This window comes from Labrenzia sp. ATLA3, assembly GCF_057180185.1.
Genome location: NZ_JBXUKV010000001.1, coordinates 36,290 through 58,867, shown reverse-complemented (window position 1 = coordinate 58,867; position 22,578 = coordinate 36,290). Strand labels below are relative to the sequence as shown.

General features: G+C 56.6%; 19 protein-coding genes. 11 read left to right on the top strand and 8 right to left on the bottom strand.

Features of this window, described 5'->3' with window-relative positions:
- Nucleotides 1–57 precede the first annotated feature (57 nt).
- The 7 genes from sufB to tenA all read left to right on the top strand — a co-directional run bounded on the left by sufB (nucleotide 58) and on the right by tenA (nucleotide 6,531).
- Nucleotides 58–1,530 (top strand): Fe-S cluster assembly protein SufB, encoded by a 1,473-nt coding sequence (gene sufB / locus AC2A6O_RS00260; protein WP_148586994.1) that lies wholly within the window; start codon nucleotides 58–60, stop codon nucleotides 1,528–1,530.
- 66 nt (nucleotides 1,531–1,596) lie between these two features.
- The gene (sufC, locus tag AC2A6O_RS00255; RefSeq protein WP_148586993.1) at nucleotides 1,597–2,352 is read left to right on the top strand and encodes a Fe-S cluster assembly ATPase SufC; all 756 of its coding nucleotides are present in this window, start codon (nucleotides 1,597–1,599) and stop codon (nucleotides 2,350–2,352) included.
- A gap of 14 nt (nucleotides 2,353–2,366) precedes the next feature.
- Nucleotides 2,367–3,686: a Fe-S cluster assembly protein SufD gene (gene sufD, locus AC2A6O_RS00250; RefSeq protein WP_498925290.1), complete on the top strand. Its 1,320-nt coding sequence runs from the start codon at nucleotides 2,367–2,369 to the stop codon at nucleotides 3,684–3,686.
- A 35-nt stretch (nucleotides 3,687–3,721) separates the two neighbouring features.
- Nucleotides 3,722–4,978, top strand: coding sequence for a cysteine desulfurase (locus AC2A6O_RS00245; protein WP_498925289.1), 1,257 nt, complete (start codon nucleotides 3,722–3,724; stop codon nucleotides 4,976–4,978).
- Nucleotides 4,979–4,989: 11 nt separating this feature from the next.
- Nucleotides 4,990–5,385 (top strand): SUF system Fe-S cluster assembly protein, encoded by a 396-nt coding sequence (locus AC2A6O_RS00240; RefSeq protein ID WP_148586990.1) that lies wholly within the window; start codon nucleotides 4,990–4,992, stop codon nucleotides 5,383–5,385.
- Nucleotides 5,386–5,458: 73 nt separating this feature from the next.
- Nucleotides 5,459–5,836: a Fe-S cluster assembly scaffold SufA gene (gene sufA, locus AC2A6O_RS00235; protein WP_148586989.1), complete on the top strand. Its 378-nt coding sequence runs from the start codon at nucleotides 5,459–5,461 to the stop codon at nucleotides 5,834–5,836.
- A 32-nt stretch (nucleotides 5,837–5,868) separates the two neighbouring features.
- Nucleotides 5,869–6,531 (top strand): thiaminase II, encoded by a 663-nt coding sequence (gene tenA, locus AC2A6O_RS00230; RefSeq protein WP_148586988.1) that lies wholly within the window; start codon nucleotides 5,869–5,871, stop codon nucleotides 6,529–6,531.
- Nucleotides 6,532–6,605: 74 nt separating this feature from the next.
- On the opposite strand, the gene AC2A6O_RS00225 is transcribed toward tenA, so the two are convergent.
- From AC2A6O_RS00225 to parE, 4 genes are all read right to left on the bottom strand, one after another.
- Nucleotides 6,606–7,667, bottom strand: a complete 1,062-nt coding sequence (locus tag AC2A6O_RS00225; RefSeq protein WP_148586987.1) for a GGDEF domain-containing protein — start codon at nucleotides 7,665–7,667, stop codon at nucleotides 6,606–6,608.
- A gap of 122 nt (nucleotides 7,668–7,789) precedes the next feature.
- Nucleotides 7,790–9,238, bottom strand: a complete 1,449-nt coding sequence (locus AC2A6O_RS00220) for a DEAD/DEAH box helicase (RefSeq protein WP_148586986.1) — start codon at nucleotides 9,236–9,238, stop codon at nucleotides 7,790–7,792.
- A gap of 298 nt (nucleotides 9,239–9,536) precedes the next feature.
- Nucleotides 9,537–10,286 (bottom strand): sulfotransferase family 2 domain-containing protein, encoded by a 750-nt coding sequence (locus tag AC2A6O_RS00215; protein ID WP_498925288.1) that lies wholly within the window; start codon nucleotides 10,284–10,286, stop codon nucleotides 9,537–9,539.
- A 79-nt stretch (nucleotides 10,287–10,365) separates the two neighbouring features.
- Nucleotides 10,366–12,411: a DNA topoisomerase IV subunit B gene (gene parE / locus AC2A6O_RS00210; RefSeq protein WP_148586984.1), complete on the bottom strand. Its 2,046-nt coding sequence runs from the start codon at nucleotides 12,409–12,411 to the stop codon at nucleotides 10,366–10,368.
- A gap of 586 nt (nucleotides 12,412–12,997) precedes the next feature.
- Between parE and AC2A6O_RS00205 the strand changes: the two genes are divergently transcribed.
- Complete coding sequence (locus AC2A6O_RS00205; protein ID WP_498925902.1) at nucleotides 12,998–13,855, top strand: tetratricopeptide repeat protein; 858 nt, start codon at nucleotides 12,998–13,000, stop codon at nucleotides 13,853–13,855.
- A 145-nt stretch (nucleotides 13,856–14,000) separates the two neighbouring features.
- Here AC2A6O_RS00205 and AC2A6O_RS00200 read toward each other — a convergent pair whose 3' ends face one another.
- The 3 genes from AC2A6O_RS00200 to erpA all read right to left on the bottom strand — a co-directional run bounded on the left by AC2A6O_RS00200 (nucleotide 14,001) and on the right by erpA (nucleotide 15,713).
- A complete protein-coding gene (locus tag AC2A6O_RS00200) occupies nucleotides 14,001–14,318 on the bottom strand; it encodes a hypothetical protein (RefSeq protein ID WP_498925286.1) in 318 nt (105 codons plus the stop codon).
- A gap of 204 nt (nucleotides 14,319–14,522) precedes the next feature.
- Nucleotides 14,523–15,305 (bottom strand): exodeoxyribonuclease III, encoded by a 783-nt coding sequence (gene xth / locus AC2A6O_RS00195; protein ID WP_498925285.1) that lies wholly within the window; start codon nucleotides 15,303–15,305, stop codon nucleotides 14,523–14,525.
- Nucleotides 15,306–15,371: 66 nt separating this feature from the next.
- Nucleotides 15,372–15,713: an iron-sulfur cluster insertion protein ErpA gene (erpA, locus tag AC2A6O_RS00190; protein WP_148586981.1), complete on the bottom strand. Its 342-nt coding sequence runs from the start codon at nucleotides 15,711–15,713 to the stop codon at nucleotides 15,372–15,374.
- 154 nt (nucleotides 15,714–15,867) lie between these two features.
- On the opposite strand from erpA, the gene AC2A6O_RS00185 reads away from it, so the two are divergent.
- The 3 genes from AC2A6O_RS00185 to AC2A6O_RS00175 all read left to right on the top strand — a co-directional run bounded on the left by AC2A6O_RS00185 (nucleotide 15,868) and on the right by AC2A6O_RS00175 (nucleotide 21,485).
- Nucleotides 15,868–17,085: a deoxyguanosinetriphosphate triphosphohydrolase gene (locus tag AC2A6O_RS00185; RefSeq protein ID WP_498925901.1), complete on the top strand. Its 1,218-nt coding sequence runs from the start codon at nucleotides 15,868–15,870 to the stop codon at nucleotides 17,083–17,085.
- Between the two features lie 97 nt (nucleotides 17,086–17,182).
- Nucleotides 17,183–18,952: an arginine--tRNA ligase gene (gene argS, locus AC2A6O_RS00180; RefSeq protein WP_498925284.1), complete on the top strand. Its 1,770-nt coding sequence runs from the start codon at nucleotides 17,183–17,185 to the stop codon at nucleotides 18,950–18,952.
- A 70-nt stretch (nucleotides 18,953–19,022) separates the two neighbouring features.
- Nucleotides 19,023–21,485, top strand: coding sequence for an SPOR domain-containing protein (locus AC2A6O_RS00175; protein ID WP_498925283.1), 2,463 nt, complete (start codon nucleotides 19,023–19,025; stop codon nucleotides 21,483–21,485).
- A 57-nt stretch (nucleotides 21,486–21,542) separates the two neighbouring features.
- Here the strand turns inward: AC2A6O_RS00175 and AC2A6O_RS00170 are convergent, their stop codons facing one another.
- Nucleotides 21,543–22,460 carry a LysR family transcriptional regulator gene (locus AC2A6O_RS00170; RefSeq protein ID WP_498925282.1) on the bottom strand — a complete coding sequence of 306 codons (918 nt, stop codon included), beginning with the start codon at nucleotides 22,458–22,460 and terminating at the stop codon, nucleotides 21,543–21,545.
- Between the last annotated feature and the right edge of the window lie 118 nt (nucleotides 22,461–22,578).

The following is a 22,578-nucleotide window of genomic DNA, read 5'->3' as shown; positions in this document are numbered from 1 at the left end:
AGGTCCCTGCAGGGAATAACCGAAGCAGGCACGGGGCCTGTTGAATGGAGGCAAGATATGCCAGCTGTACAGGAAACCATCGATAAGGTGAAAGCCATCGATGTCGACCAGTATAAATACGGCTTCGTGACCGATATCGAGTCGGATAGAGGCGCCAAAGGCCTGTCCGAAGAAACCGTCCGCTTTCTGTCGGCAAAGAAGAACGAGCCGGAATGGATGACGGAATGGCGCCTGGACGCGCTTCGCCGTTTCCAGCAGATGGAAGAACCGACCTGGGCGCGTGTTTCCTACCCGAAAATCGATCTTGATGATCTCTACTACTGGGCGTCTCCGAAATCCGTCGAGGGCCCGAAAAGCCTGGACGAAGTTGATCCGGAACTGCTGGCGACCTACGAAAAACTCGGTATTCCGCTGCAAGAACAGGAAATCCTTGCAGGTGTCGAGCCGAAGAACAGGGTCGCCGTCGACGCTGTGTTCGATTCCGTTTCCGTCGTCACCACTTTCAAGGAAGAGCTGAAGAAGGCCGGTGTCATCTTCTGTTCCATTTCCGAAGCGCTTCGCGAATATCCGGACCTGGTAAAGAAGTACCTCGGTTCCGTCGTTCCGGTCACCGACAACTACTACGCGACGTTGAACTCGGCTGTCTTCTCGGACGGGTCGTTTGTCTATATTCCTGAGGGTGTTCGCTGCCCGATGGAGCTGTCGACCTATTTCCGCATCAACGAACAAAACACCGGTCAGTTCGAGCGCACGCTGATCATCGCCGAGAAGGGCGCCTACGTCTCCTATCTGGAAGGATGTACGGCACCTCAGCGTGACGAGAACCAGCTTCATGCGGCTGTCGTTGAACTGGTCGCCCTGGATGATGCGGAGATCAAATACTCTACCGTCCAGAACTGGTTCCCCGGCGACAAGGACGGCAAGGGCGGCATCTACAACTTCGTCACCAAGCGTGGCGACTGCCGTGGCAAGAATTCCAAGATCTCCTGGACCCAGGTCGAAACTGGCTCGGCGATCACCTGGAAATACCCGTCCTGCATCCTGCGCGGCGAGAATTCCCGTGGTGAATTCTATTCGATCGCCGTTTCCAACGGATACCAGCAGGTCGACAGCGGTACCAAGATGATCCATCTGGGCAAGAACTCGTCCAGCCGGATCATTTCCAAGGGCATTTCTGCAGGCAAGTCGCAGAACACCTATCGTGGTCTGGTTTCCGCTCATCGGAAAGCGTCGCATGCACGAAACTTCACCCAGTGTGACTCGCTGCTGATCGGCCAGGACTGCGGCGCGCATACCGTGCCTTACATCGAGAGCAAGAACGCCTCGGCCCAGTTCGAACACGAGGCGACCACCTCGAAGATTTCGGACGACCAGATGTTTTACTGCCTGCAGCGCGGTTTGTCGGAAGAGGAAGCCGTGGCGCTGATCGTCAACGGTTTCGTCAAGGATGTCATCCAGCAGCTGCCGATGGAATTCGCCGTCGAGGCACAGAAGCTGATCTCGATCAGCCTGGAAGGATCCGTGGGCTAACGGCCCTGCAAACTTACGAATTGATTGGGGCTCTGAACGCCCTCCGAATTACGAGGAACAATCTCAATGCTTGAGATCAAAAACCTGCACGCCCGCATTGCGGAAGACGAAACAGAGATCCTGCGCGGCATCGATCTGACCATCAATGCGGGCGAAGTACATGCCATCATGGGACCGAACGGCTCTGGCAAGTCGACGCTGTCCTACATCCTGGCTGGCAAGGACGACTACGAGGTTACCGAAGGCGAGATCCTGTTCAACGGAGAGAACCTTCTGGAAATGGAGCCGGATGAGCGCGCTGCTGCGGGCCTGTTCCTGGCGTTCCAGTACCCGATCGAGATTCCAGGGGTTGCCACCATGGAATTCCTCAAGACGGCGATGAATGCACAGCGCAAGGCGCGTGGAGAAGATACGCTGTCGATCCCCGACTTCATGAAACGAGTGAAGGAGGCCGCAGGCCACCTGAACGTCTCCATGGACATGCTGAAGCGCCCGCTCAACGTCGGTTTCTCCGGTGGTGAGAAGAAGCGCGCTGAAATTCTGCAGATGTCCTTGCTGGAACCGAAGCTTTGCGTGCTTGACGAGACGGATTCTGGCCTCGACATCGACGCACTCAAGATCGTTTCGGAAGGCGTGAACAAGCTGCGTGGTCCGGATCGTGCCATGGTTGTGATCACCCACTATCAGCGTTTGCTCGACCACATCGTTCCGGATGTCGTCCACGTTCTGTCCAAGGGCCGCATCGTAAAGACCGGTGACAAGGACCTGGCGCTGGAGCTGGAAAAGAACGGTTACGCCGACTACATCGACACGGCCGCCTGAGGGAGCAAAGCTATATGAACGCCAGCGCACCCATCAAACACACACAGGCGGAAAGCGACCTGCTGGAACGTTTCGAACGCGCGAAAGACGGTTTGGCCGGTTCGGTTGCCGTCAAGGCTCTGCGCGACGCCGCGCTTGGCCAGATCCGTGACCGTGGTCTGCCGCACCGCCGGGTTGAGGAATACAAGTATTCCGACCTTCGCGCCTACATGAAATCAGCTGCCCCGCTTGCTGGCGCGGCTGATGAGGCTGAGGCTACAAGCCTGATTGAGACTCAGGACGGTTTCGGAGATATCGACCGCTACCGTATCGTCGTCGCCAATGGCTCTTTTCTTGCCGGGCTTTCGGATGTTGAAGCACTTGCCTGTGAAGGCGTGACGCTGACAAGCGTTGCTGAAGCGCTTGCCGGCGAAACGGGCACCCAGTTGGTTGCTTCGCCGAAGTCGGGCCTCACTGATGGCGTGGTCGCCTTGAACACTGCGTTTCTCCAGGGGGGCGTTGTCATCACGGTCAAGAGCGGTGTGGAAGTATCCAAACCGGTCGAACTGGTTCAGGTGGCGACAGCCAAAGGTGCTCAGGCAGTCCGCAACCGCGTGGAACTCGGCGAGGGGGCTAAGTTGCGCCTTCTGGAAACCTTTGTCGGAGATACCGGCGAGGGGGAGCTGAACACGGTCTTCGATTACGATATCGCCAACAAGGCAGCGCTCGCCGCCACGCGTCTGATCGTCGGCAAGACCGACGCAGCGCAGCTGTTCACGACAATCGCGACGCTTGGCGCAGAGGCGGAACTGAAATCGCTTGGCTTCATTGCTGGACCGCAATTTACCCGCAACCAGCAATTCATCAACTTCACGGGCGAAAACTCCGAAGCGAAGATCTACGGAGTGACCATGGCTGGTGGCAAGTCGCTTGCCGACCAGACGTTGATTGTCGATCATGTCGTGCCGAACTGTAACAGCCGCGAGTTCTTCAAGACCGTGCTCGACGGTGAGGCCAAGGGTGTTTACCAGGGGCGCATCAACGTTGCCCAGCATGCCCAGAAGACCGATGGCGAGATGATGACCCAGGCTCTGCTCCTCTCCGAGGACGCGGAAATGGCCAACAAGCCGGAACTGGAAATCTTCGCGGACGACGTATTGTGTGCCCATGGTGCGACCAGCGGACAGATCGATGAGGATCTGCTCTTCTATCTGCGCGCTCGCGGCATTCCGGAAGACGAGGCGAAGACCCTGCTGGTACTCGCATTCCTTTCCGAAGCGATTGAGGAATACGGCGAAGACGATGTTACGGAAGGCCTGGAAGCACGCGTGCGTGACTGGCTAGCCGACCACTGACATCTGAAGCGAACGGGAATAAGGAGCAGCGCCGCATGACGGTCGCGACCGCAGAAAAAACAACCGGCAGCGCCGGTTACGATGTCGATGCCATCCGCCAGGATTTTCCAATCCTGGCGCGGGAGGTTTACGGCAAGCCGCTGGTCTATCTGGATAACGGTGCTTCCGCCCAGAAACCCCGGCAGGTGATCGATGCGGTGACCAAGGCTTATTCCGAGGAATACGCCAATGTTCATCGTGGCCTGCATTTCCTGTCCAACACCGCAACGGACAACTATGAAGCTGCGCGCGAGAAAGTGCGCCGCTTCCTGAATGCACAGTCGGTCGACGAGGTGGTTTTCACCAAGTCCACCACGGAGGCAATCAATCTGGTGTCCTATGGCCTTGGTGGCGACTATTTCGCTGATGGCGGCGAGATCGTTCTGTCGATCATGGAACACCACTCCAACATCGTACCCTGGCATTTCCATCGCGAGCGTCACGGCGCGAAGCTTAAATGGGTCTATGTCCGGGAGGATGGCTCGTTTGATCTTGATGCCTTTTCTGATGCCTTGACGGACAAGACAAGGCTGGTTGCGATCACGCATATGTCGAATGTTCTTGGTACAGTCGTTCCGGTCAAGGAAGTCTGTCGGATCGCCCATGAACGTGGCATTCCGGTCCTGGTGGACGGCAGCCAGGCGGCGGTCCATCTACCCGTCGACGTTCAGGATATAGACTGCGACTATTACGTCTTCACCGGTCACAAGGTCTATGGGCCGTCGGGCATCGGTGTTCTTTGGGGCAAGCCTGACAGACTTAACGCTTTGCGCCCATTCAACGGCGGCGGAGAGATGATTCTCGACGTAACCGAAGACATTGTGACCTACAATGAGCCGCCACATCGGTTTGAGGCCGGTACGCCGCCGATCGTGCAGGCGATCGGCCTTGGCGCAGCGCTCGACTACATGGATGCGCTCGGCCGGGACAACATCGCGCGGCATGAAGCGGATCTGAAGGACTATGCCCACCAGAAGCTGCGCGAGATCAACTCGCTGCGGATCTTTGGGGATGCGCCGGACAAGGGAGCAATTGTCTCCTTTGAACTGCAAGGTGCTCACGCACATGACGTTGCCACGATCATCGACCGGTCGGGGGTTGCGGTCAGGGCAGGGACCCATTGTGCTCAGCCGCTCTTGGCAAAATACGGTGTGACTTCTACATGTCGGGCTAGTTTCGGGCTTTACAACACGCGTGCGGAAGTGGACGCGCTGTATGAAGCCCTGTTGAAGGCTCAGAGCTTTTTCGGGTAAGGACGGACCCTATGGAAAACGCTACCACAATTGATACCAGCGCGGATGGCGAAGAGCTGCAGACGGAAGTCTCGGCAAAAAGCGCGATTCCGGCAAACGAACTCGACCAGCTGACCACCGATATCATCGGTGCTCTGAAAACGGTTTATGATCCGGAAATCCCCTGCGACATCTATGAGCTTGGCCTGATCTACAAGGTCGATATCGAAGACGACAGATCGATCAACATCGATATGACGCTGACAGCTCCCGGGTGTCCTGTGGCAGGCGAAATGCCTGGCTGGGTGGAAAATGCCGTTTCAGCCGTTGCCGGTGTTGGACCGGTCAACGTCGATATGGTCTTCGATCCACCCTGGACACCTGACCGGATGTCGGACGAAGCCAAGGTTGCGCTCAACTGGTATTGAGCTTCAAGCCTTTAATCGGATAAGCTGACACCCCATATCAGGTTTAGCATTCGCTTCACTGCACGAGGATCATATGGCTTCCGCCGCTAAATTCCAGGTTATGACCCTGACTGACGCTGCCGCCGAGCGCGTGAAGGAACTTGTCGAGAATTCTGACAAGAATGCCATCGGCTTGCGTGTCGGTATCAAGAAGGGCGGCTGTGCCGGCATGGAATACACCATGGAAATGGTGGATGCCGCGAAGCCCGGAGATGACACGGTCGAAGACAAGGGGGCAAAACTCTTTGTCGATCCGTCTGCGGTGCTGTTCCTGCTCGGGACTGAAATGGATTTTGAAGTCACCAAGTTCCGGTCCGGTTTCATCTTCAAGAACCCGAATGAAGTGTCTGCCTGCGGTTGCGGTGAATCCGTCTCGCTTCAGGCGGCGGACGTGAACGCCCTGGCGCGCTGACCACGCTTGTTCATTCTTTCAAAGAGTGTTTCATGAGCCTTTTCGAGCGGCTGAAAGCCGACGCAGGCCCGCAATGGGCCGACTACACCCGTCACGCGTTTGTTCAACAGCTGGGGGCCGGAACGCTTCCGCTGCCTTGTTTCAAACACTACCTAGTTCAGGACTATCTGTTTCTCATTCAGTTTGCCCGTGCCTATGCATTGGGGGTCTACAAGAGCTCTTCCATCGCCGACATGCGTCAGTCTTTGGAAGGGGTGAAAGCCATTCTGGATGACGAACTCGATCTGCATGTCGAGATGTGCCGTGACTGGGGCATGGATCGGTCAATGATTGAGACTGCTCCGGAAGACACACCAACGATGGCCTACACGCGCTTTGTGCTGGACGCTGGCATGGCAGGAGACCTTCTGGATCTGCAGGCAGCGCTCGCCCCTTGCGTGATCGGTTATGCGGAGATTGGTGCAAGGCTCTCGGCGGAAGGTTGCGACACTGACAGTAATCCCTACAACCGCTGGATCCAGGAATACGCCGCAGAAGGCTATCAGGAGCTGGGACAGGGCTTCGTGGCCTGGATGGATGGGACTGCAAGCCAGGTACTGACGGGGCACCGCTATCCGCGTGTTCTATCGATTTTTGAAAAAGCCTGCCGCCTTGAAAGCGACTTCTGGCAGATGGGGCTGAACGCAAAAGCCTGAGACAGAAATCTACTCAAGCCTGACCAATCTTGACCGGTGCGGAAAACAAGTAATTGGAAAGACGGGGCCTGAGTTCAGGCGACGTCTTCCTGCTCTTGCGTATCATTAAGTTCTTTTTCGGTTTTGACAACGTTCCGGCCGGCGTCCTTGGCAAGGTACAGTGCCTCGTCCGCGCGTGAGACGATGGAATGCGCCGTATCCATGTCTTCGAAGGTTGCTATCCCGACTGAAATGGTGACCCGGCCGAGGTTCTCGCCTGTCGAACGCTTCACCAGTTCCTTGGACATCACGGCGTTGCGGATGTTCTCACCAATCACAGCTGCTTCTTCCAGTTCGGTATGCGGCAGAATGATCGCAAATTCTTCACCGCCGTACCGGCAGGCAATGTCCTGCGCCTTGATATTCTGCTTCACTGCAAGCGCTACAAGCCTCAGAACCTGATCGCCTGTCTGGTGACCGTAGGTATCGTTGAACTTCTTGAAGTGGTCGATATCGGTCATAAGCAGCGAGAAACCACGCCCGCTTTCCTTGGAGTGATCGATGACCCGTTCAATCGAATTCTCGAAGTGTTTGCGATTGTTGAGCGTGGTCAATTCATCCGTCAGGGATTCGTAGCGGATCGCTTCCAGAGAAGACTGCAGGTTCTCGATGTGCTTTTTGGATTCCAGAAGCTGGCTCTCAAGCTTCCGATTCGACCCAACTGCGTTTTGGGTCGACTTGACCAGATGGGTGACATAGATCTGCAGTTTTTCGGGATCCGAGACCGATTTGATTTTCTCAACGGCCTGTTCAAGAGCACTGCCATAGTCGGATGTGGCATCTGCGCTCAGCTTCAGAGTGTCGACGAGTTCTTCGACTTCTTTGGAAACCTTGGAGCCAACCTCATCCAGACGATCACCAAGCCTCGTTGGTGACAGGAAGCGGCCATAAAGAGTCAGCATCTCGTCAGTGCTGATTCTGCCGTTGGATTTGATGGATTCATTGACGGCCCGGTTCAGGCCCTGATTGTAACCAGCAGCGTATGTGTACCAAAGTTCGTAAGAACGAGGGTAGGCTGGCAGTACGTTTTTCTTGATGTAACTGATTGCGGATTCTCCGTACTGGATAGTCCGCTTATGGTCATCTTCATCCGCCATCAAGTTTCTCTCACCCATGCCTTGCGTATCCCCCCACAAGGACACAAGAACTAGGGTTTAAACTCCAATGGAAGGCTTAAGGAGTCGTTAAGCTTAAAGCGAAACCTGGAGAGTTTCCGTGGTTAGGACGCCTTTTTCGGCCGAGGCTCACGCAGAAGGAAAGCAGGAATATGAACGCCAGCACTGAAGGCCGGTTCCAGCTTCTCGTTTCTGGAACGTTTCCCGGTCTGTCGTTGCGGAAGATTTGAGACCGGAGTCGGGTTCAGCATTTCCGGAAGCTCCTCAACCTGCTCTTCCACGACTTCGCGCGGCTTGTTCTGTGACCGGCGACGATTGGACGGCTTGGCCTCAGCGGCCTCGTTGTCGTTGCTCGAACGCGCGTTCCTGGGCGACTTGCCGCCACCCTTGCGGCGTGCCTTGCGCTCTTGCGCCGCAGCTTCGAAGTCTATCGCGTCGCCCAGCCAATCGATGTCTTTCTTGATCAGCGTCTCAATGGCATCGAGATATTTCTGGTCGTCACCCGTTACAAGCGTAAAGGCCGTTCCCTTGCGCCCCGCACGACCGGTTCTGCCGATCCGGTGTACGTAATCTTCAGCGTTGCTCGGGACATCGAAATTGAAAACGTGACTGACCTCGGGAATGTCCAGGCCACGGGCCGCGACATCGCTTGCTACCAGCAGCTTGATCGTTCCCTTGCGGAAATTGTCCAGCATCATCATGCGTGTGCGCTGATCCATGTCGCCATGGAGCGCTCCAACGTTGTATTCATGACGCTCGAGAGACCGATAAAGGGTCGTGACGTCCCGCTTGCGGTTGCAGAACACAATCGCGTTCTGAAGATCTTCAGCACCTTCAAGCAACTCGCGCAGGGCAGCGCGCTTTTCATAATCCTTGGATTCGGTCGCTTTGAGAAACTGCGCGACGTTCTCGGCCGTGGACGAGGTCGGCGCAACTTCGATGCGGGCCGGATTCTGAAGGAAGGTTTCCGTCAGACGTTGGATTTCAGGCGGCATGGTTGCCGAGAAGAAAAGGGTCTGGCGCGTGAACGGTATCAGTTTGCAGATCCGTTCAATATCCGGAATGAAGCCCATGTCGAGCATGCGGTCGGCTTCATCAATAACCAGGATTTCAACACCCTGAAGCAACAGCTTGCCGCGTTCGAAGTGATCGAGCAGGCGGCCCGGCGTCGCGATAAGCACATCCGTACCACGGTCCAGCTTCTTGTCCTGCTCGGAGAAGGAAACGCCGCCAATCAGCAGAGCGACGTTGAGTTTGTGGTTCGTGCCGTAACGCTCAAAGTTCTCTTCAACCTGCGCAGCGAGTTCGCGCGTCGGTTCGAGAATGAGCGTGCGCGGCATGCGCGCCCTCGCGCGGCCCTTTTCGAGTAGCGTCAACATGGGCAGTGTGAAACTAGCGGTCTTGCCGGTTCCGGTCTGGGCGATGCCAAGAATGTCGCGGCGCTCGAGCACCTGCGGAATGGCTCCCGACTGGATTGCCGTGGGTTCTTTATAACCTGCTGCTTCAACTGCAGCGAGGACCTTCTCGCTAAGACCGAGAGTATCAAATGCCATGGAGCGTTTTGCCCGAATGTTGTGATTGTTAATCGGCGGCGCCGTGGGGACCACCGGTGCCAACGTGCGCACACCCTACATTCATGCGCTCAGGTGTCAATGCACTTGTAGGTAAATTTTCAAGAAAACAGAGTAATACGGGGTACGACTTGCCGTCTCAGTTAATAGTGCAGTCAAGTTGGATCATGAAAAAGGTTGGAACATCAGTATGCATTGCCCAAAAAGAGGGCGTGGTCAAAGGTGTCTGTTTCCGAAAAGTTCGCTTCAGCCGGTAATTAATACGTAAAATTGCGCAGCGTCAGGCAGTAAGTGCAGCTGGCTTGTAGAACAGGTCGTAATCCGTCTTGTAGCGGCGCCTCAACTGCTGAACCAAACGGTCTTCGGTGAAAGACAGCAGCGTATCCCGTGAAATGTAATTGCTCACGTTATAGGTGACTGGTTCCTTTGAGCGAAGTCTGAGCGAGCTTTCAGAAAGAAACTTTGCGAAAGACCGGTCGAAATCTTCAAGCTGCAGAACCAGATCGGCCGTCAGTACGCCTTTGTAGGTCAGTGCGGCGGTCTGGCTCCGGAAGAGGTTGTCTGCTTCCAGATCCGAAATCGACGCAACATGGGACACGAATTGCTGTGGCGTCATGTCCTGAGTGAACTGTCGTTCTTCGTAGTAGGCGGGAAGGGGATCTGAACTGAGAATGACTTTCTCATAGCAATAGGCAAGCCTATGCATCGGGTCCTGGACCCAGGCAGCAACTGTCATGTCGGGGTGGCGGCGCTTGAGTTCTCGTGCCGTCAACAATTCAACATTTCCATGGAACAACAGACGCTCGGTGGCCGCAGCCTTGAGATCAATTTCGGAAAGAGCCTTGAGCTTGTCGGTGCCGGCGAGCCGATGAAGAACAGGGCGCAACAAATGGAATGCTGGCTCTGCAATACGGGCAAACGCGATTTTATGCTTTGGAAAAGCCAGGAAGACGTGATTTCGCAACGGGCGAAGTCGTCTGTCCATTATCGAATACATCCGGTTTAACATACTGCTTTTCCGACCGGTCAATTAGGCCACGCGGGTAAAACAAATTACACCCGATACGCCCCCTCAAAAAAGATTTAGATCAAACTACTCATTATTGCGGCTAAATATCAAGATCCTCAGCGAATTCAGCGTTGTCCTGAATGAAACGGAAGCGCGCTTCCGGCTTGTTGCCCATAAGACGCTCAACGGTGTCGTTGGTATCCGCCACCGCGTCTTCTTCGACGACGACTTTCAGCATCGTTCGCTTGGACGGATCCATGGTCGTTTCTTTCAACTGCGCCGGCAGCATTTCGCCCAAGCCCTTGAAACGGCCGATTTCCACCTTGGACTTGCCTTTGAAGACAGTTTCCATCAGCTCGTCCTTGTGGGCATCGTCGCGTGCATAAAGTGTTTTGCCGCCCTGGCTGAGACGATAGAGCGGCGGGACGGCCAGGAAGAGGTGACTGCCACGGATCAGTTCAGGCATTTCCCGGTAAAAGAAAGTAATCAAAAGTGAAGCGATGTGGGCGCCGTCGACGTCGGCATCCGTCATGATGACGATCTTTTCGTAGCGCAGGTCGCTTTCCCTGTACTGGGAGCGGGTGCCGCAGCCAAGGGCCTGAATGAGATCGGCGAGCTGCTGGTTGGCGACGAGCTTGTCACGCCCGGCATTGGCAACGTTGAGGATCTTGCCCCGCAAAGGCAGAACAGCCTGGTTGGACCGGTTGCGCGCCTGTTTGGCGGAGCCACCTGCCGAGTCACCCTCCACGATAAACAGCTCGGTTCCATCCGACTGGTTCGCTGAACAGTCAGCAAGCTTGCCCGGAAGGCGAAGCTTGCGCACGGCGGTCTTGCGGGCGACGTCCTTTTCCTGGCGGCGGCGCAAGCGCTCGTCGGCGCGGTCTATCACCCATTCCAGAAGTTTGTTTGCCTGGTTGGGGGAAGCCGTCAGCCAATGATCGAACGCATCGCGGACGGCCGTTTCAGTAATGCGGGTCGCTTCGTTGGTCGCAAGCTTGTCCTTGGTCTGGCCGACAAACTCGGGCTCGCGAATAAAGACTGACAGCATACCGCCAGCGGATGTCATGACATCGTCGCCGGTGATGATGGAAGCCTTCTTGTTGTTGGTCAGTTCGCCATATGCCTTCAGGCCACGCAGCAGCGCGTAGCGGAAACCCGCCTCGTGGGTTCCGCCTTCTGGCGTCGGCACGGTGTTACAATAGGAATTGACGAAGCCGTCGCCGGCATACCAGCTAACGGCCCATTCGACGGACCCGTGTTTGCCGGCATTGTCGGTGCGTCCAAAGAAGACATCGTCCACGACGCGGCGTTCCTTGGACAGCCGCTCATTGAGGAAATCACGAAGTCCGCCGGGAAAATGAAAAACGGCCTCGGCCGGTGTTTCGTCCTTTTCCGACAGCAATTCAGGAGCGCAGTGCCAGCGGATCTCGACACCGCCAAAAAGATAGGCCTTCGACCTGGCCATCTTTAACAGGCGGCCGGGGGTGAACTTGGCGCCTTTGCCGAAAATCTGCTCGTCAGGCTTGAAGCTCACCTGTGTGCCGCGCCTGTTCTGCGTGTCGCCGACCAGTTCCAGCGGGCCTTGAGCATGCCCCCTGCGGAAGATCTGGCGATACAGCTTTCGGCTGCGTGCGACTTCGACGATCAGTTCTTCGGAGAGGGCATTGACCACAGAGATGCCGACGCCGTGCAGGCCGCCGGAGGTCTCGTAGACCTTGCTGTCGAATTTACCGCCTGCGTGAAGCGTCGTCATGATCACTTCAAGGGCGGATTTGTCCTTGAACTTCGGATGAGGGTCGACCGGAATGCCGCGGCCGTTGTCCGTGATCGTCAGGTAGCCATCTGCCGATAGGGAAACGTCGATCCAGGTCGCATGACCGGCGACTGCTTCGTCCATGGAGTTGTCGATCACCTCCGCAAAGAGATGGTGCAAAGCCTTTTCATCCGTGCCGCCAATATACATGCCTGGCCGGCGTCGGACTGGTTCGAGACCTTCGAGAACCTCGATATCGGCCGCGGAATAGTCGTCGCTGACCGCGACGGGCGCAACGGGACGCGGTTTTTGCGGCGCGGGGGCGGGTTTATCCCGTGTCATTGGGGCAGAGACAGCCGCGTTGCCTGCAAACAGATCGTCTTTTGCGCTCATTCCGTATCGCCTGATGGGTCTTGGGTCACAGTTTTTACAAACTCAGCGCTGTTACCTACACCGAATCATGCCCCAGTTTGAAGGACAAACATAGAACGGCAAAGGCAATTGGCCAAAAGCCCCCGTTTTCAACAGCCCTCGGCGCCGAAACGCCTGTCTGGCAACACATCATCAACCCGCATGTGTTGAAATGCAGGTCTTGAATGGGAGGGGTGGCAACGAAATGTGCCAATTCCGCAACAGTTGCTGACAGAGTCTTTTGCCGGGTCCCGGTTTGCCTCAGTTGCCCCTGTTCGGCCATGTTTGCCCGTCACCCGTTACGCTAATGTTTTGAGACAGTCCGACCGGTAGTTGCTTCCGGGCTGGACACCGTCCGGACATAAGAGTCAGGAAATTGTCTTATTTCGGCGCCGTATGGCCCAACTTAGGACGAAATGATCGGCCAATTTAGGCCACTCCGAAAAAGTTGATCCTGCGAGCGAAAGCTGCGGGGTCGAAGAGACAGCAAATGCGCTTTGCGCGGACAAAAAACAAGAGCGTCCGTCGGGTATCTGTTTCGTTGCCGATGGATAATAGTGTGACTGGGATGCCTAAGAACAGCACAAAGCTTCAACGCATGGGAAAAGCCGGAACCGTGCTCGGTGCGTTGATCCTGATCGGACTGACCGATCCTGTAGCCGCCTTTGACGGGCAGCCGGCGCCTGCACGTGCGATCGGACCGACAGATCTGTCCCCCTCTGAAGCATTGCGGGCAGGTGCCCGCCAGTATTATTCCGGCGACAAGGCTGCAGCGCTCGGCTCGCTGCAATATGCAGCCGAAAATGGTCAACCGATGGCCGCCTGGAAGTTGGGGGAAATGTATGCCTCCGGCGATGGCGTCAAGGAAGACGACCTCAAGGCCTTTGAATATTACAGCCAGATCGTTCGCGAACATGGTGAAGACCGTCCGGATGCGCCGGATGCGCCTTTTGTGTCCAGCGCTTTTGTCGCCCTCGGGACCTATTACCTGAATGGCATAGATGGCGCTGTCCCCAAAAATGAACCGCGTGCGCGGCAGATTTTTACGCATGCTGCATCTTATTTTGGTGATGCCGATGCTCAGTATGAACTGGGCCGCATGTACCAGGAAAACAACAGCCGCATGGCCGTGCGATGGTACAATCTGGCAGCGCTGAAAGGGCATGTCGGAGCTCAGGCCCGGCTTGGTGAAACGCTTTATGCGCTCGGCACGTCGGACAAGAAAAAAGCACGCGGCCTCATGTGGATGACGGTTGCCCGCGAACAGGCAAAAGGAACGGATGCGAACTGGATCCATTCCATGCATGAGCAGTATTTCGCGGTTTCGCCCGAGCCTGTCAGGCAGATGGCAAGATCCATGGCAGATGGATGGCTGAAGCAGAACCGTCCGGACATGCTCACCGCTCAGCAACTACCCGCACAATAACCAAAACCTGCTGAAACCGGCTCCTCTGATCGGAAGCGCGGCGCCCATCGGGCGCCACGCAAACGCAGATCATTGCCGCAGGTGCGTTGTATCGCACGCGGTGCAGTTCTTCCGTACCTTTACGACGTCTTTGAAGAAGCCGGACTTAAAGTGTGGCTCGCGCCCAACGCGTTTGATGGATGTTTCCGGATTGGTTGGGGATGAGCCTGTCGATAGCCGGGCTCTGGTTCTGCGTGAGCGGGCAGGGGGCGTTGCTGAATTGCCAGGACGTGTTGTTCAGCACCATTTCACAAGTTGCCATTCGCAATCCGGATGGGCTTTTCAGGCAAATGGATTCACCGATACCGTATTTCTCGCCCTTGTAACGACACGTGCAAGAAATGTCTTGAGCGATGGCGCTTGCGCGGAAACCCAACACCTCTGCAAAAATCAAACCGGAAAAAACAAAAGTTACAACGGTCAACAACCTACGGCCGGCGACCTTTGTCGTTGCCGGAAAGTGATGTCCGCATGTCGCCGTCGCGGAAGTTGGTCGGCCGAGCGTTATCCCATGATGGTAAAAGTTTACCATGAGATCTGCCAACTGCAAGCCTGGTTTTCACGTTTCAGCAGTATGGACAGGCAAACACAACCTGTGTGCCTTCGAGTGTTTCCGCAGAATTCAGGCTCAAGCGGCGAGTTTGACCCACACTGGTACATGGTCTGACGGCTTTTCCCACCCGCGCACATGCTTGTCGATACCGCAGCCGGAAAAACGATCCGTCGCCTGTGGTGACATCAATATGTGATCGATGCGAATGCCGTTGTTCTTCTGCCACGCACCGGCTTGATAGTCCCAGAAGGTGAACGTTTCCGGCGCTTCGGTGCAGGATCTCACAGCTTCGGTAAGGCCAAGATGCGTAAGCGCACGGAAGCGCTGTCTGCTCTCGGGTTGAAAGAGCGCGTCGTCCAGCCAGTTTTGCGGGGTCTTCGCATCAACCGGATCCGGAATGACGTTGTAGTCTCCGAGCAGCAGGAACGGCGTCTCTTCATCAAGACGCTTTTGCGCATGCGCGATCAGCCGGTCCATCCACTCGATCTTGTAGGGGAATTTCTCCGTTCCGAGCGGATTACCGTTCGGTAGATAGAGGCAACCGATCCGAACAGGACCTTTGTCCGTCGAAAGACTGGCCTCGATATACCGGGCCTGTTCGTCTGAGACATTTCCCGGCAAGCCGCGCTGCACATCGGAAAGCTGTGTTTTCGACAGGAGCGCGACACCATTGAAGCCCTTCTGGCCATGCGTCTCGACCACGTATCCGAGGTCTTCAAACGGCTGTCGAGGGAAGTTCTCGTCAACGGATTTGATCTCCTGGAGGCAGGCAACGTCAGGGGAGGTTTCCTTGAGCCACTCGAGGACCGTGTCGATACGTGCCTTGACGCCGTTGATGTTCCATGTCGCAATTTTCATGAGCGCGGTTGCCTCAACTGTTCGAAAGTGCCGGGGCAACCGGCTGCAAGGATGGAGCCTATGGGATCAGATTGTAAAACTGGTGCCGCAGCCACATCCGGCGACTGCATTTGGATTGTTGATCTGAAAAGACTGGCCGATCAGATCGTCAACGAAATCGATTTCCGATCCGCCCATGTATTGCAGGGAAATGGAATCGATCAAAACCGTCGCTCCCGGTTTTTCGATCACCAGATCATCATCCTCGCGGCTGTCGACCACGTCATATTTATATTGCAGTCCGGAACAGCCGCCGCCTTCCACGCTGACGCGCAGCATGCTGCCGCTCGGTTCCTTCGACAAAATCGCAGCAATGCGCTTGGCAGCGCGGTCGCTGACTGTTACGCCAATTTCAAGTGTTTCGGTCATGTTTCACCGACTCGCTCTGTTCCGGCTATGTGCGGGAACGTTAAACCTGATTTGTTCAGATAAGTATGTTTTGCGGTCGCTCACGTCAATGTATTGCCAGCGGCTGAAAGAACGGGAAACACGGACGAGGTCTGTGAAGGATGGCTGGAAGCAGATGAAGGCGGATATCGGATTTGGGGGACAATCGCGCGCGATCTACGCGCAAAACCCTCTGGAAAGCCGGGGCAGGCTCTTCCCCGAGCCTGACAGCCCGACGCGGACACCCTTCCAGCGGGATCGGGATAGAATTATTCATTCCTCCGCCTTTCGCCGTCTGAAGCACAAGACGCAGGTTTTCGTCTATCACGAAGGCGATCATTTCCGCACACGGCTGACCCATACCATCGAGGTATCGCAAATCGCGCGCTCGTTGGCACGTGCTCTTCGGCTTGACGAAGATCTGGCGGAATGCCTGGCTTTGTCGCACGATCTGGGACACACACCTTTTGGTCATGAGGGCGAAGATGTCATGCATGAGAGCATGGCACCTTATGGTGGGTTCGATCACAATGCCCAGTCGCTCAGGGTCGTGACGCATCTGGAGCAGCGCTACGCGGATTTCGATGGCCTGAACCTGGCATGGGAAACGCTGGAGGGGCTGGTCAAGCACAATGGCCCCCTGGTTGATGCCGACGGAGCCCCCCTTGGAAAGTTCAAGGGGAGCCAGTTGCCGTTTGCGATCCGCGACTATGCCAAACAACAGGATTTGCTGTTGCACACCTGGCCGGGCGCTGAAGCACAGGCCGCGGCGATTGCCGACGACATTGCCTATGACGCACATGATCTGGATGACGGATTGAGGGCAGGTCTCTTCGCGATCGATGATATGCGCGACGTGCCTTTCCTGGCCGATATCCTCGAAGAAGTGGATGGCAAGTATCCTGGCCTTGAGGAAAGCCGCCGTATCCATGAAATCGTCAGGCGGTCGATAACGCGAATGGTTGAGGATGTCATTCGCGAGGCGATCCGCAATCTGAACGAGGTCGAGCCGCGAAGCGTGCAGGAGATTCGTATGGCCGACCGTTGCCTCGTTGGTTTCTCGGCGGAAATGGCTGCTGCGGAAAAGGAAGTGAAGCGATTTCTTTTTGCCAGGGTGTACCGGCATGAAGATGTGCTGGCAGTTCGAAGACTGGTTGCAAGAGTCGTTCGGGACCTGTTCAAACGGTTCCTGGCGGAGCCGGACCTTATGCCGAAACCCTGGAACAGCGGCCTAGGCACTCTGAGTGACACGGAAACTGCGCGGCTGGTTTGCGACTATATCGCCGGCATGACGGATCGTTATGCCATAGAGGAGCACCGCAGACTGTTTGACGATACTCCCGATTTGGGGTAGGCGCAGTAGCGACTTACAAACCCTGTGGCGCCGAAGGCCTCACCTTCGCAGCGCGCGGGGGCTTTGTGTTTGAAAACCAAAACCTGACCGGTGTTCTATGAATATCTTCGCGGACTTCACGCTGCGCGTCAAAGACGCTCTCCAAGAACTTGATTTAAAAGATGCAAATGGAGAGTCGCCAGATCTTTCGCGAGTGGTCGTGGAAGCGCCCCGCGATCCTGCGCATGGAGATCTTGCCACCAACGCTGCAATGGTGCTTGCAAAGCCACTCGGCATGAAGCCGCGCGATGTTGCCGAGCAGCTTGTTGCCAGGCTTAACGCCGACCCGGAAATCACCGAAACGTCCATTGCCGGACCCGGCTTTATCAACCTGCGCGTGGCACATGTTGTTTGGCACAGGGTTCTGGCCAGCGTTCTGTCTCAAGGGATCCGGTTCGGCGCCCAGGAACGGTCTGCTGCTCGCAAGGTCAACGTCGAATACGTTTCCGCCAACCCGACAGGCCCAATGCATGTCGGCCACATCCGCGGCGCGGTCGTCGGCGATGCATTGGCGAATATTCTGGCGTTTGCCGGAAATGAAGTGGTCAAGGAATACTACATCAACGATGCCGGCTCGCAGATCGACACGCTGGCGCGGAGCGCGTTCCTGCGTTACCGCGAGGCGCTTGGCGAGGACATTGGCGAGATACCTGCCGGTCTTTACCCAGGGGACTACCTGAAACCGGTCGGCGAAAAACTGAAGTCCGAATTCGGGTCTTCACTTACCGGCATGGAAGAAGGCGAATGGTTGCCGCTGGTGAAGGAGCGGGCAATCGCCGCCATGCTCGAACTGATCCGTCAGGACCTGGCTGCGCTCGGGGTCGAGCATGAGGTGTTCTATTCCGAGAGAACCTTGCATGATCGCGGCGATGGCAATGGTTCCAAGATCGACCACATGCTCGAAACGCTCCGGAACAAGGGGTTGATCTACGAAGGAACGCTGCCGCCGCCGAAGGGGCAGGTTCCCGATGACTGGGAAGACCGTGAACAGACGCTATTTCGCGCAAGCGACTTTGGAGACGACACCGACCGGGCTCTGAAGAAATCCGATGGCTCCTACACCTACTTCGCTGCCGACGTGGCCTATTTCCAGGACAAGTTCGAGCGCGGGTTCTCTGAAACGATCTATGTGCTGGGTGCCGATCACGGTGGCTACGCCAAACGCCTGCAGGCTGTCGGCAAGGCGATCTCAGACGGCAAGACGGAAGTTGTTGTCAGGTTCTGTCAGCTTGTAAAGCTGATGCGTGATGGCGAGCCGGTGAAGATGTCAAAGCGCTCCGGCGACTTCATCACCTTGCGCGATGTCGTTGACGAAGTCGGGTCGGACCCGGTTCGCTTCATGATGCTGTTCCGCAAGAATGACGCGCCGCTGGACTTTGACTTCAAAAAGGTCACGGAACAGTCGAAAGACAATCCGGTCTTCTACGTTCAATACGGTTATGCGCGTTGCTGTTCGGTTTTGCGGCAGGTGGCTGATGAATTTCAGGATGCCGGGTTCTCGGATGAAGATCTCGCCGGAGCCGACTTCTCCTTGCTGGACGATGCGGGTGAGCAGGAACTGTTTGCCAAGATGGCCGAATGGCCGAAAGTGGTAGAAGCCGCAGCAGAAACACATGAGCCGCACAGAATTGCATTTTATCTACACGAACTCGCCAGTTCTTTGCACGGACAGTGGAACAAAGGCTACGAATTGCCTCATTTACGTTTTATTCAATCCGGTAACTTGAAATTAACCCTAGCGCGTCTTGCTTTGGTTCGTGCAGTATCTTTGGTGCTCGCTTCAGGTCTAACGATTCTCGGCGTGAATGCTCCTGAAGAAATGCGCTAGTTTTAATGGGCGCTGGGAACGACTTAACGGTTCACCAGCGACTTGAAGTGGACCGGTTTTCGTACAGCTCATGTCACAAGACTACGAAACAAAGCGATCAGATTTGCGCGCCTCGCAAAGCGAGGCGGGCGACGAACGGCCGGCTGCGGAAGATCCGCTGGTTGAATTGGCGCGGATTGTCCACAAGAATAAGCAATCGGGGGCAAATGTGAACAGCGGCCGCGTTGGTAGTACTGATTATTTTGCGGGGCTTGACGATGTTCCGGGTGATGGGCGCGAGCAATCCTCCCCAGCACCGTCGCGCATCGAACCATCTTTTTCAAATCTGCAACCGGTATCGAATACGCCGGCGCCCAACACTGAAGAAACGAGCGCTGAAGAGCCAAGCGTAACACCTGGCGTTTCAACGGACGACTATTACGAGGCAGCACCGACCACCGGTTACGAGCAGTCCTTCGAGGCGGATACACAGCCAGACGTGCCGCCGGTGATGCCATCGTCACATGTGTCATCTCTATGGCCGAGCCAGCCGGAGCCGGTACAGCCGGTGGAAAGCACTCAATCGCCGGAGCCGGTTGATCAGGGCGCTCAGTTCCGCACGCCGCAGGCACCTGCGGTGCAGGCCGATCCTGAAGGTGCTGATGACTCATCTTATCTTGCCCCTTCAGTCGCCTTGTACCTTGAGCAGAACCTGACTGCTGAACTCGAAGACGAACTTATAGGCGCGTTGCGCCAGTCTGTTGACGAGACCCAGTCGGCAGTTCTGTCGGATGTGGGTTTCGAACAAGAAGCAGAAGATGCTGCGCCCGCCCAACCGCAGACGCACATTCATGGGCGTGAGACGTCCGAGGCCTCGGGTTCCGACACCCTTTCCCGTGCTGGGCAGTTGCCAAGCGGCTCGAGCTTGTCTTCCGGCACGGGCTTTGCGGCATCAACGGTGTCAGCGCCTGCCGAACCAGTGCGTCCGACACAAGATTATCGTCTGGGTGGTGTTCGGCATGAGGAGCCTGCTTCTCCGCCCTCAGTTGATGAGACGCCTGAGAAAACACCAAGCTATCAGCAGCCGGTGACCAATGATCGTCCGAAGATTGACGAGAATGATTTCTTCGCAGCTCTTAACCCGGTCCAGTCCGCGCCTGTTTCGCATGACGTGGAACCCGAAACCGAAAAGGCCGGGGACCCTGCTGGAATAGACGCCCTGTTTGCCGATCTCGATTTTCCGGCTCCAACAGCGCGAAAACCAGTTGGCACGCCTGTTAATACGCCGGTTGATCAGCCCGTCCAGGACGCACCGGCCGCTGAGCCGGATGTGGATGACATGACGTGGCCAGCTGCTGCCACCGCCGTTCCTCAGTCCGAAGACGACGAAACACCGCCGCCGCCGGAAGGTTATGATCTGGATGCGGTTGCACGGGCGATGCAGGAAAGCGATCCAAGCCTTACCGGCGCTGGTGTTCTGCCCCCTCATTCGTCTGCGGAGAAAAATGCGGTTCCTCACGGGGGCGAAAAATCCCGCAAGGGCTTGTTTGTTGCTGCCGGTGTCCTCGGCGTGGCTGTTCTGGGTGGCGCCAGCTTCTTTTTGTTCGACAGCGATGCCGTTCCTGTCCCTAGTGGACCGCCGCCGATCATCGCCGGTTTGCAAGAGCCTCTCAAGGTCTATCCGGAACAGAGCCAGGAACCCGCAAACGACCAGGCCGGCAAGCTGATTTACGACCGGGTTGATGGCACCGGTGTCGCCGGTCCCGACAGGCTCATCCCGACAGAATCGCCACAACTGGCGGAATTGCCACCGGCTCCGGTCGGCACAAACGGCGACGCCGATCTCGTCCCAGGAACACCAAAGCGGGTGAGAACTGTCGTCGTGCGTCCTGATGGAACCATCATCCCCGAAGGTGAAGAACCTGCTGCGGCAGCACCGGCGCAGCCGCAACCGGCAACGCCGGTGCAACCTGATGCGGCTTCCGGGGATAGCGGCTCGCAGGTGGTAACAACGACACCTGTCGTGACAGGGGCAGATGTTGCGCCGGCCGATCCTTCGGATGCAGTACCAGAGCCGGCTCAGCCCGGTACACCGGCAATCGTGACGGGTGCCGACGTGGCACCGGAGCCGGCTGCAAGTGAACCTGTCGCGCCAGTGCCGACTGTCATTCCGCGTAAGAAGCCGGCTGCACCGGTTCAGGTTGCCAGTGCGCCGCCAGCGGCAACCGCTCCGGCAACACCGGCGGCAACGGCTCCGGCAGCACCGGTGACCCCTGTTGCCAGTACGACCGGCAGCATTCCGTCCGGTACCTACATCGTACAGGTGACTTCCCAGCGTTCGGAAGCGGCTGCCAGAGATGCTTACTCTGGACTTCAGCGTCGATTCCCCTCTGTTCTGGGTAACCAGAGCGCGGTGATCGTTGCCGCGAATGTCGAAGAAAGAGGCGTGTTCTACCGCGCACGAATTCCGACCGGTTCGCGTGATGAAGCGATAAGGTTGTGCGAAAGCCTTCAGGCTGCTGGCGGGGATTGCTTCGTGCGCAGACAGCCCTGACGGTGGGCGATTGATTGCAAAAGATGTTTCACAGACGGCCGGGATTTCCCGGCCGTTTTATTCTGCGGCGGAAACAGGTTTATCCAACTGCCCGCCGAGCAGATGCGGCGCCATCCGATGGAAGACTTCAGTAATGGCATCCATCGCCTTGCGGACAGCAGGTTCCCTGCGCAGGTCTCGATGAACGATGATGTGCTCGACGTTTGTAAGCTCCGGAATCGGGTCGGTCAGTCTGACCAGGTCCTGATGATTGTCTCCCATGAAAACCGGCAGAAGACACAGTCCGGCACCGGAGGCTGTCATGTTCATCAGCGTGGTCATGGTGTTTGACCGCAGCGTAGGCATGTGAGGAACCCGGGCTTCCAGCCAGCGCATCTGAGCCGGGTACCAGAGGTCGTCTGGAGCAAAGCCCAGCCAGGTGCACAGCTTGTATCGGTCAGTCGTTCTGGCCGCCGGATGGTCGGTGACATACTTCGCCGAACCGTAAACCGCATAGGCAAGCTCACCGATTTTCCGGGCAATCAGCGTGTCTGTTTCAGGCAGGCAGTTACGGATCTGGAGCTCAATACTGCGGGACTGATGATTGACATGCTGATGGCTGGAGATGAGTTCCAGCTCAACACCGTCGAGCAGCGCGGTCAGCAGGTCGAAACGGTCGGTCAAGACACGCGCACGCACTTCGTCTACGGCAACGCGAACAACTTTCAATGCAGACCCCGATAGATCTGGCAGGATCCTCGCAGCCGCCTCGGCTTTCTTGCGCATGTCTTCTGCGAGCGGGATCAGGCGCAGACCCGCATCAGTCGGTTTCAGCCCAGTCGGCGTCCGGTCGAACAGCCTCGCACCAATACGGTCCTCGAAGCTCTTCAGGCGGCGGCTCAGTTGCGGTTGACTGATATTGAGAGCCTTCGCAGCACCTGAAAGCGAACGCATGCGTGCAGCGGCATCGACAAGTTTGAGATCATCCCAGTTCATGACAGGGTTATACCAATTTACAAAGGCAGCGGCAATGCGATGCGTTTTTGCATACCCGTTATTGGAATTTCAGGACTGATCCTGACGCGTACCTGGTGTTATGACCGGAACAAATTCA